This window comes from Kitasatospora sp. NPDC001603 (assembly GCF_040298365.1).
GTDB lineage: Bacteria > Actinomycetota > Actinomycetes > Streptomycetales > Streptomycetaceae > Kitasatospora.
Window position 1 is genome coordinate 249994 of the sequence record NZ_JBEPAA010000001.1, and the last position, 17662, is coordinate 267655.

Annotated in this window: 12 protein-coding genes and 2 tRNA genes; 13 read left to right on the top strand and 1 reads right to left on the bottom strand. The window is 69.4% G+C overall.

Going from position 1 to position 17662, the window contains the following annotated elements; translation table 11 throughout:
* Window positions 1–39: 39 nt before the first annotated feature.
* Complete coding sequence (locus ABT263_RS01160) at window positions 40–1287, bottom strand: pyridoxal phosphate-dependent aminotransferase (protein ID WP_352286320.1); 1248 nt, start codon at window positions 1285–1287, stop codon at window positions 40–42.
* A 274-nt stretch (window positions 1288–1561) separates the two neighbouring features.
* Here ABT263_RS01160 and ABT263_RS01165 point away from each other — a divergent pair.
* The 13 genes from ABT263_RS01165 (at window position 1562) to ABT263_RS01225 (ending at window position 17590) form a co-directional block, all read left to right on the top strand.
* A tRNA-Trp gene (locus ABT263_RS01165) sits at window positions 1562–1634 on the top strand.
* A gap of 149 nt (window positions 1635–1783) precedes the next feature.
* A complete protein-coding gene (gene secE / locus ABT263_RS01170; protein ID WP_329488174.1) occupies window positions 1784–2140 on the top strand; it encodes a preprotein translocase subunit SecE in 357 nt (118 codons plus the stop codon).
* A gap of 212 nt (window positions 2141–2352) precedes the next feature.
* A complete protein-coding gene (gene nusG, locus ABT263_RS01175) occupies window positions 2353–3285 on the top strand; it encodes a transcription termination/antitermination protein NusG (protein ID WP_380382360.1) in 933 nt (310 codons plus the stop codon).
* Between the two features lie 180 nt (window positions 3286–3465).
* Window positions 3466–3900 (top strand): 50S ribosomal protein L11, encoded by a 435-nt coding sequence (rplK, locus tag ABT263_RS01180; protein WP_148644356.1) that lies wholly within the window; start codon window positions 3466–3468, stop codon window positions 3898–3900.
* Window positions 3901–3976: 76 nt separating this feature from the next.
* Complete coding sequence (rplA, locus tag ABT263_RS01185) at window positions 3977–4699, top strand: 50S ribosomal protein L1 (protein ID WP_329488172.1); 723 nt, start codon at window positions 3977–3979, stop codon at window positions 4697–4699.
* Window positions 4700–4900: 201 nt separating this feature from the next.
* Window positions 4901–5692 carry a hypothetical protein gene (locus ABT263_RS01190; RefSeq protein ID WP_352286322.1) on the top strand — a complete coding sequence of 264 codons (792 nt, stop codon included), beginning with the start codon at window positions 4901–4903 and terminating at the stop codon, window positions 5690–5692.
* Between the two features lie 92 nt (window positions 5693–5784).
* On the top strand, window positions 5785–6609 hold the full coding sequence (locus ABT263_RS01195) for an SCO4651 family lipoprotein (protein WP_352286324.1): 825 nt from the start codon (window positions 5785–5787) through the stop codon (window positions 6607–6609).
* 170 nt (window positions 6610–6779) lie between these two features.
* The gene (locus ABT263_RS01200) at window positions 6780–7640 is read left to right on the top strand and encodes an SCO4651 family lipoprotein (RefSeq protein ID WP_352286326.1); all 861 of its coding nucleotides are present in this window, start codon (window positions 6780–6782) and stop codon (window positions 7638–7640) included.
* 339 nt (window positions 7641–7979) lie between these two features.
* Entirely contained in the window at window positions 7980–8543 is a 564-nt protein-coding gene (gene rplJ / locus ABT263_RS01205; protein ID WP_352286328.1) for a 50S ribosomal protein L10, read from the top strand.
* Window positions 8544–8633: 90 nt separating this feature from the next.
* Complete coding sequence (gene rplL, locus ABT263_RS01210; protein WP_329488166.1) at window positions 8634–9014, top strand: 50S ribosomal protein L7/L12; 381 nt, start codon at window positions 8634–8636, stop codon at window positions 9012–9014.
* Window positions 9015–9828: 814 nt separating this feature from the next.
* A complete protein-coding gene (gene rpoB / locus ABT263_RS01215) occupies window positions 9829–13305 on the top strand; it encodes a DNA-directed RNA polymerase subunit beta (RefSeq protein ID WP_329488165.1) in 3477 nt (1158 codons plus the stop codon).
* A gap of 103 nt (window positions 13306–13408) precedes the next feature.
* A complete protein-coding gene (locus ABT263_RS01220; protein ID WP_329488164.1) occupies window positions 13409–17299 on the top strand; it encodes a DNA-directed RNA polymerase subunit beta' in 3891 nt (1296 codons plus the stop codon).
* A 217-nt stretch (window positions 17300–17516) separates the two neighbouring features.
* Window positions 17517–17590 (top strand) — tRNA-Met (locus tag ABT263_RS01225).
* Window positions 17591–17662 lie beyond the last annotated feature (72 nt).

The following is a 17662-nucleotide window of genomic DNA, read 5'->3' on the forward strand; positions in this document are numbered from 1 at the left end:
AAGGGGGCGGTCCGCGGTGGAGCGGGACGGTCGGGACCGTCAGGCGGTGGCCTCGGCGAGCAGCTTCTGCATCCGGCCGACGCCCTCGACCAGGTCGGCGTCGCCGAGCGCGTAGGAGAGCCGCAGGTAGCCCGGGGTGCCGAAGGCCTCGCCGGGGACGACCGCGACCTCGACCTCGTCCAGGATCAGCGCGGCCAGCTCGGCGGAGCTCTGCGGACGGGTGCCGCGGATCTCCTTGCCCAGCAGGCCCTTGACCGACGGGTAGACGTAGAACGCGCCCTCGGGCTCGGGGCAGAGGACGCCCTCGATCTCGTTCAGCATCTTCACGATGGTCCTGCGGCGCCGGTCGAAGGCGGTGCGCATCTCGTGCACGGCGGCGAGGTCACCGCTGACGGCGGCGAGCGCGGCGCGCTGCGCGACGTTGGAGACGTTCGAGGTGGCGTGCGACTGCAGGTTGGTCGCGGCCTTGACGACGTCCTTGGGGGCGATCAGCCAGCCCACCCGCCAGCCGGTCATGGCGTAGGTCTTGGCCACGCCGTTGACCACGATGGTCTTGTCCGCGAGCTCGGGCAGCAGGGCCGGCAGCGAGGTGAACTTCGCGTCGCCGTAGACCAGGTGCTCGTAGATCTCGTCGGTCAGCACCCAGAGGCCGTGCTCCAGGGCCCACTCGCCGATGGCCCGGGCCTCGGCCTCGGTGTAGACCGCGCCGGTCGGGTTGGACGGCGAGACGAAGAGCACCACCTTGGTGTTCTCGGTGCGGGCGGCCTCCAGCTGCTCGACCGAGACCTTGTAGCCGGTGGTCTCGTCGGCCACGACCTCCACCGGCACACCGCCGGCCAGCTGCACCGACTCCGGGTAGGTGGTCCAGTACGGGGCCGGGACGATGACCTCGTCGCCCGGGTCGAGGATCGCGGCGAAGGCCTCGTAGATCGCCTGCTTGCCGCCGTTGGTCACCAGCACCTGGGAGGCGTCCACCTGGTAGCCGGAGTCGCGCAGCGTCTTGGCGGCGATCGCGGCCTTCAGCTCCGGCAGGCCGCCGGCCGGGGTGTAGCGGTGGTTCTTCGGGTCGCGGCAGGCCTCGACGGCGGCTTCGACGATGTAGTCCGGGGTGGGGAAGTCCGGCTCGCCGGCGCCGAAGCCGATGACCGGCCGGCCGGCCGCCTTGAGGGCCTTGGCCTTGGCGTCCACGGCGAGGGTCGCGGACTCGGCGATCGCGCCGATCCGGGCGGAGACCCGGCGGTCGGCGGGGCGGACGGAACTGTCGGGCTGCGGGGTGGAAGCGCTCATGCCTGCATGGTCGCAGAACCGGGACGGACCGGGCATGGGGGTTTCACCATATGTACGGGCTCGTCCGGATGGTGGCCCGGAGCGGGGCCGGTCCGTGGTCGTCAGGTGGCCGGTTCGGTGGTCGGACGTGAAAGAAGAGGTTCGACCAAACGCCTCTCGACCACGTACACTCACTCCTCGACGGCCACCGAGAAGCCACGCTTCCACCGCCTGTGCATGCAGCGGCGGGAGATGCGGTAGGTTGGTGGTCGCTACAGGGGCCGAGAGGCACCGTAGGGCAATAGCTCAATTGGTAGAGCACCGGTCTCCAAAACCGGCGGTTGGGGGTTCAAGTCCCTCTTGCCCTGCTGCTTGATCCGTATTCAGCCCGTTCGCTCCACAGAGCGAGCGGGCTTGATGCGGAGAGGGCTCCGAACAGCACCGCTTTAGCCGGCCGCTCGTGCCCTCTCGGGCACGCAGGTGATGCTCGGCAGGACCCGGATTCAGGTGAGGACGAGTGACGGAGACCACGGGCTCCACCGCAACGCCTGAGAGCGGCAACCCCGAGGGTGCCGACGGCGCTGACGAGACCACGCCTGCCGAGGGCGGGGACGAGGGGCAGTCGCGCCGCGACCGCAAGCGGGCAGGCCGCGCGGACAAGAAGTCCGGCAAGCGTGCCAAGAAGGGCGCCTTCGCCCGGCTCGCGCTGTTCTACCGCCAGATCATCGCGGAGCTGCGCAAGGTCGTCTGGCCCTCCCGCAACGAGCTGGTCAACTACACCACCGTGGTGGTCGTGTTCGTCGTGGTCGTGATGGCGTTCGTCGCCGGCCTCGACTACGGCTTCTCGAAGCTCAGCCTCTGGGTCTTCGGCTGACCGAGCGGTCCCACCTTCGAAACAGCTTCCCGACCCGGGCCGATTCTTCGGCCCGGGTCGAGCTGTCGGCGCCGGACGTACGAGGCCGCTACCGTTGACTCGGTACTGTTGAAGTCTCCGAGTCATCTCCTGGCGCCCGCGTGAAGCAGAGCGGCGCCGGAAAGGTCCCGGAGCGCGCCACCTTCACCATCTCCAGGAAAGAAGCAGCCACCGTGTCTGAGTCCCCCCTGTACGACGCCGACGAGACCGTCCGCGAGGCGGATGTCGCCGCCGAGCTGGACGCGGCCGAGCTGGCTGACGAAGCCGAGGCCGCCGAGCAGATCGTGGACGCCGCGGACAGCGACGAGGACGAGGTCGCGGCGGACGACGAGGCCGAGGCCGGCGAGCCCGCCGAGGAGGCCGCGCTGCACGCGGAGTCCGCCGAGGAGCTCGACGCCGAGGACACCGAGGCCGCCGAGGACCAGGACGAGGACGAGGCGGCGGACGAGGCCGGCGCCGAGGCGGAGGCCGAGGAGGAAGCCGCCGAGGAGGCCGTCGAGGTCGACCCGGTCGCCAAGTTCCGCGAGGACCTGCGCTTCATGCCCGGCGAGTGGTACGTGATCCACACCTACGCCGGCTACGAGAACCGGGTGAAGCAGAACCTGGAGCAGCGCGCGGTCTCCCTCAACGTCGAGGAGTACATCTTCCAGGCCGAGGTGCCGCAGGAGGAGGTCGTCCAGATCAAGAACGGCGACCGCAAGACCATCCGCCAGAACAAGCTCCCCGGCTACGTGCTGGTGCGCATGGACCTCACCCCGGAGTCCTGGGGCGTCGTGCGCAACACCCCCGGTGTCACCGGCTTCGTCGGCAACGCCTACGACCCGTACCCGCTGACGCTGGACGAGGTCGTCAAGATGCTCGCCCCCGACGTCGAGCGCCAGGCGGCCAAGGACGCCGGCAAGCCGTCGCCGGTCAAGCCCAGCGAGATCCAGGTCCTGGACTTCGAGGTCGGCGACTCGGTCACCGTCACCGACGGCCCCTTCGCCACCCTCCAGGCGACGATCAACGAGATCAACCCGGACTCGAAGAAGGTCAAGGGCCTGGTCGAGATCTTCGGCCGGGAGACCCCGGTCGAGCTCTCCTTCGACCAGATCCAGAAGAACTAGTACGGCCGCGGGGACTCGGACGAGTCCCCGGCGTCGGGGCGGGGCTTCGGCCCCGCCCCGAAGTCGTTTTGGTCCAGCGGCGCATCCGCGTTAGCCTGGTCCGATGTGTGTGCTGGCGGCTGGGTGTCGCCCCGGTTCCGCACGCACCAGCAATCACCTCTCGGAAGGACCCGGAGAGAAATGCCTCCCAAGAAGAAGAAGGTCACGGGGCTTATCAAGCTCCAGATCAACGCCGGTGCGGCCAACCCGGCGCCGCCGGTCGGCCCCGCGCTGGGTCAGCACGGCGTCAACATCATGGAGTTCTGCAAGGCCTACAACGCCGCGACCGAGTCGCAGCGCGGCATGATCGTGCCGGTGGAGATCACGGTCTACGACGACCGTTCCTTCACCTTCATCACGAAGACGCCGCCGGCCGCGCGCCTCATCCTGAAGGCCGCGGGCGTGGACAAGGGTTCGGCCGAGCCGCACAAGACCAAGGTCGCCAAGCTCACGGCCGCCCAGGTCCGCGAGATCGCCACGGTCAAGCTCCCCGACCTGAACGCCAACGACCTGGACGCCGCGTCCAAGATCATCGCCGGCACCGCCCGGTCGATGGGCATCACGGTCGAGGGCTGATCACCCTTCTCGTCCTTGTGGTAGGGCCTGCGCGGCCCGTCCATACCACGACTCCATTCCCCATTCAGGAGCAGCAGTGAAGCGCAGCAAGGCTCTGAAGGCCGCGGACGCACAGGTCGACCGCGAGCGCCTTTACGCCCCCCTCGAGGCCATCCGCCTCGCCAAGGCGACCAGCACCACCAAGTTCGACGGCACCGTCGAGGTCGCCATGCGTCTGGGCGTCGACCCGCGCAAGGCCGACCAGATGGTCCGCAGCACCGTGATCCTCCCGCACGGCACCGGTAAGACCGCTCGGGTCCTGGTCTTCGCGACCGGCGAGCGTGCCGAGGCCGCGCGTGCTGCGGGCGCCGACATCGTCGGCTCCGACGAGCTCATCGACGAGGTCGCCAAGGGCCGCCTCGACTTCGACGCCGTCGTCGCCACCCCGGACCTCATGGGCAAGGTCGGCCGCCTGGGCCGCGTGCTCGGTCCCCGTGGCCTGATGCCGAACCCGAAGACCGGCACCGTGACCCCGGACGTGGCCAAGGCCGTGAACGAGATCAAGGGCGGCAAGATCGAGTTCCGCGTCGACAAGCACTCGAACCTGCACTTCATCATCGGTAAGGCCTCCTTCACCGACGAGCAGCTGGTCGAGAACTACGCCGCCGCGCTGGACGAGGTGCTCCGCGCCAAGCCGTCCGCCGCCAAGGGTCGCTACATCAAGAAGACCGCGATCAGCACCACGATCGGCCCCGGCATCCTGGTGGACCCGAACCGCACCCGCAACCTCCTGGTCGAGGAGGACCCGGCCTCCGTCTGAGCCCTGAGCTCCGACCGGTAGCCGCGTCCTGGGCGCAGCAGTAGTCCGCACGGCGGGCCCGTACCCCCTCGGGGGTGCGGGCCCGTCGTCGTGTCCGGATCGAGATCCCGGCGGTGGGGAACTCCCGGTCGGCTCGTCGTACGCTCGGCCGGTCCGATCATCTGATCGATGCCCGACCGAAGCCGACCGCCGGAGTGTGCCGTGCCGCCCGCCCTTCGCCCCGCCGCCTGGGGGGCGGCCCTCCTGGTGCTCGCCAGCGGTCTGACGGCGTGCAGCCTGCTGGCGGTCTCGGGGGACCGCACGCCGCTGGGCACACCCGCGACGGTCCGCCCGCCCAAGCAGGTGCTGCTCTCGGCCACCCAGACGCTGGACGACACCGGCGGCGCGCGGGTGCGGACGGTCGAGGAGGGCCCGGCCGGGCGGCGCACCGCCGCCGGCACCGTGGTCTGGGGCCCCCGGGACGCGGCCGAGCTGACCGTCACCGACGAGCGGGGCACCGGCCGGCTGCGCAGCCAGGACGGCACGGTCGACCTCGGGTACGAGGGGGCGGCGCCGCTGCGGGCCGAGCGTGCCGAGGCCGAGTCGCTCGACCCGCGGGCCGCCCCGGGCGCCGGCGGCTACGCGGGCGGCTGGATGACCGGGCTGATATCCAACCCGGGCGACTCGGCGCACACCATGGCACTGGCCGGCCGGCTCACCTCGCTCGGCGGGGAGGAGCTCGCCGGCACCACCGTGGCGCACTACCAGGGGAGCGCGCCGGTGGCCGAGTACTTCGCCGCGGACCAGGGCCTCACCCCCGAGCGGCTCGCGGTCGTCCTCGGCTACTACCGGGAGCGCGGCGTGACCGCCATCGGGTACGACGTCTGGATCGCGCCCGGCGACCGCCTGCTGCGGCTGCGCGCCACCGCCGTGGGCAGCGCCGGAACCGTGGTCACCACGACGGACGTCTCCGAGCTCGGGACGGGCACCGAGAGCCCGGCCCCCGCGGGCTAGGCGGCGCCACCGCACGCGGTGGGGAAGGCGCCCGGTGATCCATTAGAGTCCGCTGGGTATTTTCTGATGATCAGGTCTTTGGGGGGCTCCTTATGCGCGTTCTGCGCCATGCGTGCGTCACGGTCGCGGCGACCGTCCTGGCCGCCGGGCTGGCGGCCTGCGGCAGCGACGGTACGACCGGCACCAAGGCGGCCGGTGACGCCGTCGCCGGCGCCGCGGCGGGACTCGACCCGCGCGCGGCGCTGGCCGCCTCGGCCGTGGTGATGCAGCGGGCCGGCAACGGCTCGCTCGCGCTGACCGCGGAGGCCGGCCCGATGGCCGGTACCGCCGAATGGCAGCAGCGGACCGTCGTCGACGTCGCGGCCAAGACCGAGTCGGGCACCAGGGCGAGGATCATCGGTGACGAGGTCTACCTCGGCGGCGGCCTGCAGACCACGGCCGTGCTGGGCGGGAAGCACTGGGCCAGGATCGAGCCGAAGGACCCGGTCGTCGGCTCGATGTCGGTGATGTTCCTGACCGTCGCGCAACTGACGAACCCGGTCCTCCAGTTGTCGGCGGCGGCCCAGGGCGGCAAGCTCACCAAGGTCGGCGCGGAGGCGGTCGGCGGGGTCCAGACCACCCACTACCGCGCCGTCGAGGAGGTCGCCAAGCTGGCCGACAGCCTGAGCGCGCTCGGCGGCGACCAGCGCGCGGCCGTCCGCCAGACGCTCGACACCGGCGGCAGCACGCTGACCGTGGACTTCTGGATCAACGACAAGCAGGAGCTCGTCCAGCTCCGGGAGTACGGCGACAAGGGCGGCGAGTCCTCGGCCGTCACCGTCACCTACTCGGGCCTCGGCGCCGCGCCCAAGATCGAGGCACCGGCCGCGGGCGACGTCGGCAAGGGGGCCGACTTCGCCAAGCTCTTCCGCAGCTGACCCCACCGGGCGCCGGCGACACCGCCCGGCGGGCCGAGGGGGTCGCCGCGGGTCGGTCCGGTCCCTGGTGGCAAGGTGGCTGGAACAGCACGGCCGGTCCACGGCGGCCGGGGACGGGGCGGCCCGCAGCGGGACCGCCGCAGTGGTGACCGGACGGAAGGAGAGGGGGCATGGCGGTGCGGCAGCGACTGGCGGCCATCACGGCCGCGGTGCTCCTGGCGAGCGGTCTCACCGCGTGCGGCAGCGGCGGGGGCGCCTCGCCGGTGCCGTCCGGCACCCCGTCGCCGAGCACCGTCGCCGCGACCGGGCCGGCCAAGCCCACCGACCGGTCGCCGCACGGCGTCCTGCTCTCCGCCCAGCTCACCATGCAGACCGCCCGCCGGGCCAAGGTCAGCTACCGGCTGGGGGCGGACGCCGGCTCCGGCCCGCTGTTCTGGCAGCCGAAGACCGCGCTCCAGGTCAAACGTTCCACTTCGGCCGAGGCCGAGCAGCTGATCGTCGTGGACACCGTGGCGTACCAGGGCGGTGACGCGGCCACCGCGGCCCGGCAGGCCGGCCGGCACTGGGAGCGGTTCTCCGTGGCGCCGACCGCGGACGGCCACCGGGAGATCCCCTACGCCGGGCTGATCGACCTGCTGAACCCGGTCGAGGCGCTGGCCGCCGCGACCGCCGACGGGATCGAGGCGCAGTACCTCGGCGAGGAGAGGTTCGAGGACTCGGCGGTCGAGCACTTCCGGGTCACCACCGACGCCGAGCGCTACGCGGCCGCCCAGGTCCAGCTGGGCCAGGCCCGCCGGGACGGCCTGCGGGCCGCGCTGGCCCCCGGCGGCTCGGTCTCGCTGACCCTGGACCTGTGGCTGAACGACAAGGACCAGCTGGTCCGGCTGCAGCGCACGGGCACCGGGGCGAGCGGCCGGGCGGACGACGCGGTGCTCTACAGCGACTTCGCCGGCACCCTCTCGGTGCAGGCCCCGGCCGAGGCGGACACCGTGGACGTGGGCACCCGAAGCATCTCCCCGCTGGCCCGCTGAGGGCCCCGGGTGGGCGATTTGCCCCGGACGGCCGAGTCCGGCTAGTGTTACCGAAGCCAAAGACCGCTGGTTGTCGCCGTGCACTCGCAAGGGGCGCGGGGACCGAAGGATCTGCGATTCGTCGCAGGCAGCCCGCGCAGGATTGTTTGGAGCTTGGACTTCCGGGACCCGCGTGCTCGCACGTGGACCCGTCGAGGTCGAACTGAGCCCCGTGCGCCTGCGCACCGGGGCTCATCTGCTTTTCCGCAGGAGCTTTCCTTCCGTCCGGTGGTCCGAGGTTCGAATGGTCGACTTTCGCGGTCGGCCTGACTTCGACATCACGGAAGGAGGCGTAAGCCTATGGCTAGGCCCGACAAGGCTGCCGCCGTCGCCGAGATCACGGAGCAGTTCCGTGCCTCCAGCGCGGCCGTGCTGACCGAGTACCGCGGTCTGACGGTGAAGCAGGTTAAGACCCTGCGTCGCTCGCTGGGTGACAACGCCCAGTACGCCGTGGTGAAGAACACGCTGACCAAGATTGCGGCCAATGAGGCCGGGATCACGGAGCTCGACGACCTGTTCGCCGGTCCGACGGCTGTCGCCTTCGTCACCGGTGACCCGGTGGAGTCGGCGAAGGCTCTGCGTGACTTCGCCAAGGAGAACCCCGCTCTCATCATCAAGGGCGGTGTCCTTGACGGTAAGGCGCTGACCGCCGATGAGATCAAGAAGCTCGCGGACCTCGAGTCCCGCGAGGTGCTGCTCGCCAAGCTGGCCGGCGCGCTGAAGGGCAAGCAGTCCCAGGCTGCCGCGCTCTTCCAGGCCCTGCCGTCGAAGCTCGTCCGCACGGTGGACGCGCTGCGCGACAAGGTCGAGCAGGGCGGTGCCGGTACGCCGGCTCCCGCCGCCGAGGACGAGGCCGCGGAGTAATTCCGCAGGCTCACGCCTCGCTGCGGGCCCGTACGCCCGCCAACCCGTACATACGGCACCACCTGCCGAATTAGTGGAAGGACGCCAATCATGGCGAAGCTGACCCAGGACGAGCTGCTCGCGCAGTTCGAGGAGCTCACCCTCATCGAGCTCGCCGCCTTCGTGAAGGCGTTCGAGGAGAAGTTCGACGTCACCGCTGCCGCTCCGGTCGCCGTTGCCGCCGCCGGTGGCGCTGCCCCGGTCGAGGCTGTTGAGGAGCAGGACGAGTTCGACGTCATCCTCGACGGTGCCGGCGACAAGAAGATCCAGGTCATCAAGGAGGTGCGCACCCTGACCTCCCTCGGCCTGAAGGAGGCCAAGGACCTCGTTGACACCGCTGGTGCCAAGGTCCTGGAGAAGGTTGCCAAGGACGTTGCCGAGAAGGCCAAGGCTGCCCTCGAGGCCGCTGGCGCCAAGGTCACCGTCAAGTGACTCCTCCCCGGCCCTGAGGGCCGGGAGGCAGCCGCACGCCCTCACTGAGGGCGGAGGATGCCACGGGCCGGGCCGATCACCCTCGCGGGTGGTCGGCCCGGCCTTTTTCGCGTTCCCGGGCCCCGGGAGGGTCCGGACCGGGCGCCGGCGCCGGGGGCCGGGCAGAGGCGTCCGGAGCGGGTCGCGGCTGCCCCGCGGCGGCCCCCGCGGCCCGGCGGCACCGGAGTGGCCGAGAGCGCACTCGGCACCGTCGGTGCGGGCGGGTATGGTGATCGCTGTCATCGAGAGTGGCCCCCACCACGGCTTCTGTAACGCCGGGCGGGTCCAGGGCGATGGACGGGTCGAGGTCCGTGCCGGAGGCGGGCCCTTGACGAACCGGGCGCGGCGCGCGATTCTCGTGGCGCGAGTCCGCCCCGGTTGGTTCGCTGGTGGATGCATAACCAGCGGCTCCGGAGGGAAGTGACTCCACGTGAGTCGAGGCGGCCCGGCGGTGTCCGGGCCAGTGCAGTACCCGGTGGGCGTTCGCGTCCGCCGGCTACCGGGAGGAGTCTCCGATTCGGTTTCCGAATCAGAGCTGGACAGCAGTGTGCCGTTTGGCTACACTGTCCCTTTGCGCTGCCTGTTAGCTGCTCCGTGACTCGTCGCCCGGAGTTTGCGTTGCCCTGAAGGGGTCTGGCACCGCCTCCGCAAAACGGCTCTGACCTCGGGTTTCACGACCCGGCAGAGGCCAGTGGCGAGGGAGGTGGGACCAAGCCTTTCCAGGCCCGGCCGGTACGCGCGCAGTGAGCTCCGAGCCCTCGGAAGGACCCCCCTCTTGGCCGCGCCGCGCAACGCCTCGAACAATTCCGCCGCATCCACCGCCCCGCTCCGCGTTTCGTTCGCGAAGATCAAGGAGCCCCTCGAGGTCCCGAACCTCCTGGCCCTGCAGACCGAGAGCTTTGACTGGCTGCTCGGCAACGCGGCCTGGAAGGCCCGGGTCGAGGCGGCCCTGGAGAGTGGTCAGGACGTCCCCACCAAGTCCGGTCTGGAGGAGATCTTCGAAGAGATCTCGCCGATCGAGGACTTCAGTGGGTCGATGTCGCTGACCTTCCGCGACCACCGTTTCGAGCCGCCGAAGAACTCCATTGACGAGTGCAAGGACCGCGACTTCACGTTCGCGGCCCCGCTCTTCGTCACGGCCGAGTTCACCAACAACGAGACCGGTGAGATCAAGTCTCAGACGGTCTTCATGGGCGACTTCCCGCTCATGACCCACAAGGGCACGTTCGTGATCAACGGCACCGAGCGTGTCGTCGTCTCGCAGCTCGTCCGCTCCCCGGGTGTGTACTTCGACTCCACCCTGGACAAGGTGTCCGACAAGGACATCTACTCCTGCAAGGTCATCCCCTCGCGTGGTGCCTGGCTGGAGATGGAGATCGACAAGCGCGACATGGTCGGCGTCCGCATCGACCGCAAGCGCAAGCAGTCCGTCACCGTGCTGCTCAAGGCCCTCGGCTGGACCAACGAGATGATTCTCGAGGAGTTCGGCGAGTACGAGTCGATGCGCGCCACCCTGGAGAAGGACCACACCCAGGGCCAGGACGACGCGCTGCTCGACATCTACCGCAAGCTGCGCCCGGGCGAGCCGCCCACCCGCGAGGCCGCGCAGACGCTTCTGGAGAACCTCTACTTCAACCCGAAGCGCTACGACCTCGCCAAGGTCGGCCGTTACAAGGTCAACCGCAAGCTGGGCAACGCCGAGTCGCTGGACTCCGGCGTGCTCACCGAGCCCGACATCATCGGTGCGATCAAGTACCTGGTGAAGCTGCACGCGGGCGAGACCGAGTGGCGTGACACCGAGGGCCGCGACATCGTGGTCGAGGTCGACGACATCGACCACTTCGGCAACCGTCGTCTGCGCAACGTCGGCGAGCTCATCCAGAACCAGGTCCGTACGGGTCTCGCCCGTATGGAGCGCGTCGTGCGCGAGCGCATGACCACCCAGGACGTCGAGGCGATCACGCCGCAGACCCTGATCAACATCCGGCCGGTCGTCGCCTCCATCAAGGAGTTCTTCGGCACCAGCCAGCTGTCGCAGTTCATGGACCAGACGAACCCGCTGTCGGGCCTGACCCACAAGCGCCGTCTGTCCGCCCTCGGCCCCGGTGGTCTCTCCCGTGAGCGCGCCGGCTTCGAGGTCCGTGACGTGCACCCCTCGCACTACGGGCGCATGTGTCCGATCGAGACCCCGGAAGGCCCGAACATCGGTCTGATCGGGTCGCTGGCCTCGTACGGCCGGGTCAACGCGTTCGGCTTCATCGAGACCCCGTACCGCAAGGTCATCGAGGGTGTCGTCACCGAGCAGGTCGACTACCTCACGGCCGACGAGGAGGACCGCTACGTCATCGCGCAGGCCAACGCCCCGCTGACGGCGGAGCTGACCTTCGCCGAGCCGCGTGTCCTGGTCCGCCGCCGTGGCGGCGAGATCGACTACATCCCGGGCACCGAGATCGACTACATGGACGTCTCGCCGCGCCAGATGGTGTCGGTCGCGACCGCCATGATCCCGTTCCTCGAGCACGACGACGCCAACCGCGCGCTCATGGGCTCGAACATGATGCGCCAGGCGGTGCCGCTGCTGAAGAGCGAGGCTCCGCTGGTCGGCACCGGCATGGAGTACCGCTGCGCCGTCGACGCCGCGGACGTCATCACCGCCGAGAAGGCCGGTGTCGTCCAGGAGGTCTCGGCCGACTACGTCACCGTGGCCAACGACGACGGCACGTACACCACGTACCGCGCCGCCAAGTTCACCCGCTCCAACCAGGGCACCGCCTTCAACCAGAAGGTGCTCGTGGACGAGGGCGCCCGGGTCGAGGTCAACCAGGTGCTGGCCGACGGCCCGTGCACCGACGAGGGCGAGATGGCCCTCGGCAAGAACCTGCTCGTGGCGTTCATGTCGTGGGAGGGTCACAACTACGAGGACGCGATCATCCTGTCGCAGCGCCTCGTGCAGGACGACGTCCTCTCCTCGATCCACATCGAGGAGCACGAGGTCGACGCCCGTGACACCAAGCTCGGCCCCGAGGAGATCACCCGGGACATCCCGAACGTCTCCGAGGAGGTCCTCGCCGACCTCGACGAGCGCGGCATCATCCGGATCGGCGCCGACGTCGTCACCGGTGACATCCTGGTCGGCAAGGTCACGCCCAAGGGCGAGACCGAGCTGACCCCGGAGGAGCGCCTGCTCCGCGCGATCTTCGGTGAGAAGGCCCGCGAGGTCCGCGACACCTCGCTGAAGGTGCCGCACGGTGAGTCCGGCAAGGTCATCGGCGTCCGCGTCTTCGACCGCGAGGAGGGCGACGAGCTGCCCCCGGGCGTCAACCAGCTGGTCCGCGTCTACGTGGCCCAGAAGCGCAAGATCACCAACGGTGACAAGCTCGCCGGCCGTCACGGCAACAAGGGCGTCATCTCGAAGATCCTGCCGGTCGAGGACATGCCGTTCCTGGAGGACGGCACCCCGGTCGACATCATCCTCAACCCGCTGGGTGTCCCGTCCCGAATGAACCCGGGACAGGTCCTGGAGATCCACCTCGGGTGGCTCGCCAAGCAGGGCTGGGACGTCTCCGGCCTCGCCGACGAGTGGGCCCAGCGCCTCCAGGCGATCGGCGCCGACACCGTCCAGGGCGGCACCAACCTCGCCACCCCGGTCTTCGACGGCGCCCGCGAGGACGAGATCACCGGCCTGCTGGACAACACCACCCTCACCCGTGACGGTGAGCGCCTGGTGAACTCCACCGGTAAGGCCCGGCTGTTCGACGGCCGCTCCGGCGAGCCGTTCCCGATGCCGGTCTCGGTCGGCTACATGTACATCCTCAAGCTGCACCACCTGGTCGACGACAAGCTGCACGCCCGTTCGACCGGCCCGTACTCGATGATCACCCAGCAGCCGCTGGGTGGTAAGGCGCAGTTCGGTGGTCAGCGCTTCGGTGAGATGGAGGTGTGGGCCCTTGAGGCGTACGGCGCCGCCTACGCGCTGCAGGAACTCCTCACCATCAAGTCCGACGACGTTCTCGGCCGTGTGAAGGTCTACGAGGCCATCGTCAAGGGCGAGAACATCCCCGAGCCCGGCATTCCCGAGTCCTTCAAGGTGCTCATCAAGGAAATGCAGTCGCTCTGCCTCAACGTGGAGGTGCTGTCCTCGGACGGCCAGTCCATCGAGATGCGGGACTCCGACGAGGACGTGTTCCGCGCCGCCGAGGAGCTCGGCATCGACCTGTCCCGGCGCGAGCCGAGCAGCGTCGAAGAGGTCTGACGGAGGCAGGGCCGGCTCTTCACCACTGGGAGCCGGCCCGCCCCCAGGCCCCCCTCAGACCACATGAACGACTCTCGACTTACGAAAGAGGGCTTGACGACCAGTGCTTGACGTCAACTTCTTCGACGAGCTCCGCATCGGCCTGGCCACCGCCGACGACATCCGCCAGTGGTCGCACGGCGAGGTCAAGAAGCCGGAGACCATCAACTACCGCACCCTGAAGCCCGAAAAGGACGGACTCTTCTGCGAGAAGATCTTCGGTCCGACCCGGGACTGGGAGTGCTACTGCGGTAAGTACAAGCGCGTCCGCTTCAAGGGCATCATCTGTGAGCGCTGCGGCGTCGAGGTGACCCGCGCCAAGGTGCGCCGTGAGCGGATGGGCCACATCGAGCTGGCCGCCCCGGTCACCCACATCTGGTACTTCAAGGGTGTCCCGTCCCGCCTGGGCTACCTGCTCGACCTGGCGCCGAAGGACCTCGAGAAGGTCATCTACTTCGCCGCCTACATGATCACCTGGGTGGACGACGAGCGTCGCCAGCGCGACCTCCCGTCCCTGGAGGCGCACGTCTCGGTCGAGCGCCAGCAGATCGAGAACCGCCGCGACTCCGACCTCGAAGCCCGCGCCAAGAAGGCCGAGACCGACCTGGCCGAGCTGGAGGCCGAGGGCGCCAAGGCCGACGTGCGCCGCAAGGTGCGCGAGGGTGCCGAGCGCGAGATGAAGCAGCTGCGCGACCGCGCGCAGCGCGAGCTCGACCGCCTCGACGAGGTGTGGGCCCGCTTCAAGAACCTCAAGGTCCAGGACCTGGAGGGCGACGAGCTGCTCTACCGCGAGCTGCGCGACCGCTTCGGCACCTACTTCTCCGGCTCGATGGGCGCGGCGGCCCTCAAGGACCGCCTCGAGACCTTCGACCTGGCGGAGGAGTCCGAGCGCCTGCGCGAGATCATCCGCACCGGCAAGGGCCAGAAGAAGACCCGTGCGCTGAAGCGCCTCAAGGTCGTCTCCGCGTTCCTGCAGACCACCAACAAGCCCAACGGCATGGTGCTGGACTGCGTCCCGGTCATCCCGCCGGACCTGCGTCCGATGGTGCAGCTGGACGGTGGCCGCTTCGCGACCTCCGACCTGAACGACCTGTACCGCCGCGTGATCAACCGCAACAACCGCCTGAAGCGCCTTCTCGACCTCGGTGCCCCCGAGATCATCGTGAACAACGAGAAGCGCATGCTCCAGGAGGCCGTCGACGCGCTGTTCGACAACGGCCGTCGTGGTCGCCCGGTCACGGGCCCCGGCAACCGCCCGCTGAAGTCCCTCAGCGACATGCTGAAGGGCAAGCAGGGTCGTTTCCGTCAGAACCTGCTCGGCAAGCGAGTCGACTACTCGGCCCGTTCGGTCATCGTCGTCGGCCCGCAGCTCAAGCTGCACCAGTGCGGTCTGCCCAAGGCCATGGCGCTGGAGCTCTTCAAGCCGTTCGTGATGAAGCGCCTGGTGGACCTGAACCACGCGCAGAACATCAAGTCGGCCAAGCGCATGGTCGAGCGTGCCCGCCCGGTCGTGTGGGACGTGCTCGAAGAGGTCATCGCCGAGCACCCGGTGCTGCTGAACCGCGCACCCACCCTGCACCGCCTCGGCATCCAGGCCTTCGAGCCCCAGCTGGTCGAGGGCAAGGCCATCCAGATCCACCCGCTCGTCTGCACCGCGTTCAACGCGGACTTCGACGGTGACCAGATGGCCGTCCACCTGCCGCTCTCCGCGGAGGCGCAGGCCGAGGCCCGCATCCTGATGCTGTCCTCGAACAACATCCTGAAGCCGGCCGACGGTCGCCCCGTCACCATGCCGACCCAGGACATGGTGCTGGGTCTGTTCTTCCTGACCTCGGACCGCGACAACGTCAAGGGCGCCGGCCGCTCCTTCTCCTCGACCGCCGAGGCCGTCATGGCCTTCGACGCCAAGGAGCTGGACGTCCAGGCCGTCATCGACATCCGCCTGCCGATCGGCACCGTCCCGCCCCGTGGCTGGACCCCGCCGGTCGACGAGGACGGTCAGTCGAACTGGTTCGAGGGCGAGTCCTTCCGCCTGAAGACCACCCTGGGCCGCGCGCTCTTCAACGAGCTGCTGCCCGAGGACTACCCGTTCGTCGACTACGAGGTGGGCAAGAAGCAGCTCTCCGCGATCGTCAACGACCTGGCGGAGCGCTACCCCAAGGTCGTCGTCGCGGCGACCCTGGACAACCTGAAGGCGGCCGGCTTCCACTGGGCCACCCGCTCGGGTGTCACGGTCTCGATCTCCGACGTCGTCGTCCCGCCGAGCAAGCCCCAGATCCTCGAGGGCTACGAGGCGAAGGCGGAGAAGGTCCAGCGTCAGTACGAGCGCGGCCTGATCACCAACGACGAGCGCAAGCAGGAGCTCATCGGCATCTGGACCCAGGCGACCAACGAGGTCGCCGAGGCCATGAACGCGAACTTCCCGAAGACGAACCCCATCTTCATGATGGTCGACTCGGGTGCTCGTGGAAACATGATGCAGATGCGTCAGATCGCCGGTATGCGTGGTCTGGTGTCCAACGCCAAGAACGAGACGATCCCGCGTCCCATCAAGGCGTCGTTCCGTGAGGGCCTCACCGTTCTCGAGTACTTCATCTCGACCCACGGTGCCCGTAAGGGTCTGGCCGACACCGCGCTGCGTACCGCCGACTCCGGCTACCTCACCCGTCGTCTGGTCGACGTCTCCCAGGACGTCATCATCCGCGAGGAGGACTGCGGCACCGAGCGCGGCCTCAAGCTGGCGATCGGCACGGTCGAGAACGGCGTCCTGCGCAAGACGGACGACGTCGAGACCAGCGTCTACGCCCGCATGCTGGCCGAGGACATCACGGTGGACGGCAAGCTCCTCGCCACCGCCAACACCGACCTCGGTGACGTGCTGATCGACGAGCTGATCCGCCACGGCATCAGCGAGGTCAAGACCCGCTCGATCCTGACCTGTGAGTCGGCCGTCGGCACCTGTGCCTTCTGCTACGGCCGCTCGCTGGCCACCGGCAAGCTGGTCGACATCGGTGAGGCGGTCGGCATCATCGCCGCCCAGTCCATCGGTGAGCCCGGTACCCAGCTGACCATGCGTACCTTCCACACCGGTGGTGTGGCCGGTGACGACATCACGCAGGGTCTGCCCCGTGTCGTCGAGCTCTTCGAGGCCCGTACCCCCAAGGGTGTGGCCCCGATCTCGGAGGCGCAGGGCCGGGTCCGCATCGAGGACACCGAGAAGACCCGCAAGCTGGTCGTCACGCCGGACGACGGCACCGACGAGATCGCCTACCCGGTCTCGAAGCGTGTGAAGCTGCTCGTCAGCGAGGGCGAGGCGGTCGAGGTCGGCCAGAAGCTGACCATGGGTGCCACCAACCCGCACGACGTGCTGCGGATCATGGGCCAGCGTGCCGTCCAGATCCACCTGGTCGCCGAGGTCCAGAAGGTCTACAACTCGCAGGGCGTGTCGATCCACGACAAGCACATCGAGATCATCATCCGGCAGATGCTGCGCCGCGTGACGATCATCGAGTCGGGCGACGCCGAGCTGCTCCCGGGCGAGCTCGTCGAGCGCGGCCGCTTCGAGACCGAGAACCGTCGTGTGGTCTCCGAGGGCGGTCACCCCGCCTCCGGCCGTCCGCAGCTGATGGGTATCACCAAGGCCTCGCTGGCCACCGAGTCCTGGCTGTCGGCCGCCTCCTTCCAGGAGACGACCCGGGTCCTCACCGACGCGGCGATCCACGCCAAGTCGGACCCGCTGCTGGGCCTCAAGGAGAACGTCATCCTCGGTAAGCTCATCCCGGCCGGTACGGGTCTGCCCCGCTACCGCAACATCCGGGTCGAGCCGACCGAGGAGGCCAAGGCCGCGATGTACTCGGCCGTCGGCTACGACGACTACGACCTGTCGCCCTTCGGCGCCGGCTCCGGCCAGGCGGTCCCGCTGGACGACTACGACTACGGCCCCTACACCGGCTGAGTCGACGGTCCCTGAACCGCCGGGCGGTCACCCCTCACGGGGGTGGCCGCCCGGCGGCGTTCCCGGGGCCTTCCGGGGGCCGCTCCGCGGGCCGGGCGCGGGCCGGCGAGGACTCGGCGGGGGGCTTCGCACCGGCTCCGCGCGGGGCCGGTGGCGGGGGCGAATATCAAACCGATTAGGTTCCCCGGACGAAGTCGCGTAGAGTCGTGTTTACCGACGCGGGGTGGAGCAGCTCGGTAGCTCGCTGGGCTCATAACCCAGAGGTCGCAGGTTCAAATCCTGTCCCCGCTACACAGTGAAGGGCCCGGAGGCATTCAGCCTCCGGGCCCTTCGGCGTTCCCGGGTCGCCCGCCTCCCTCGCGC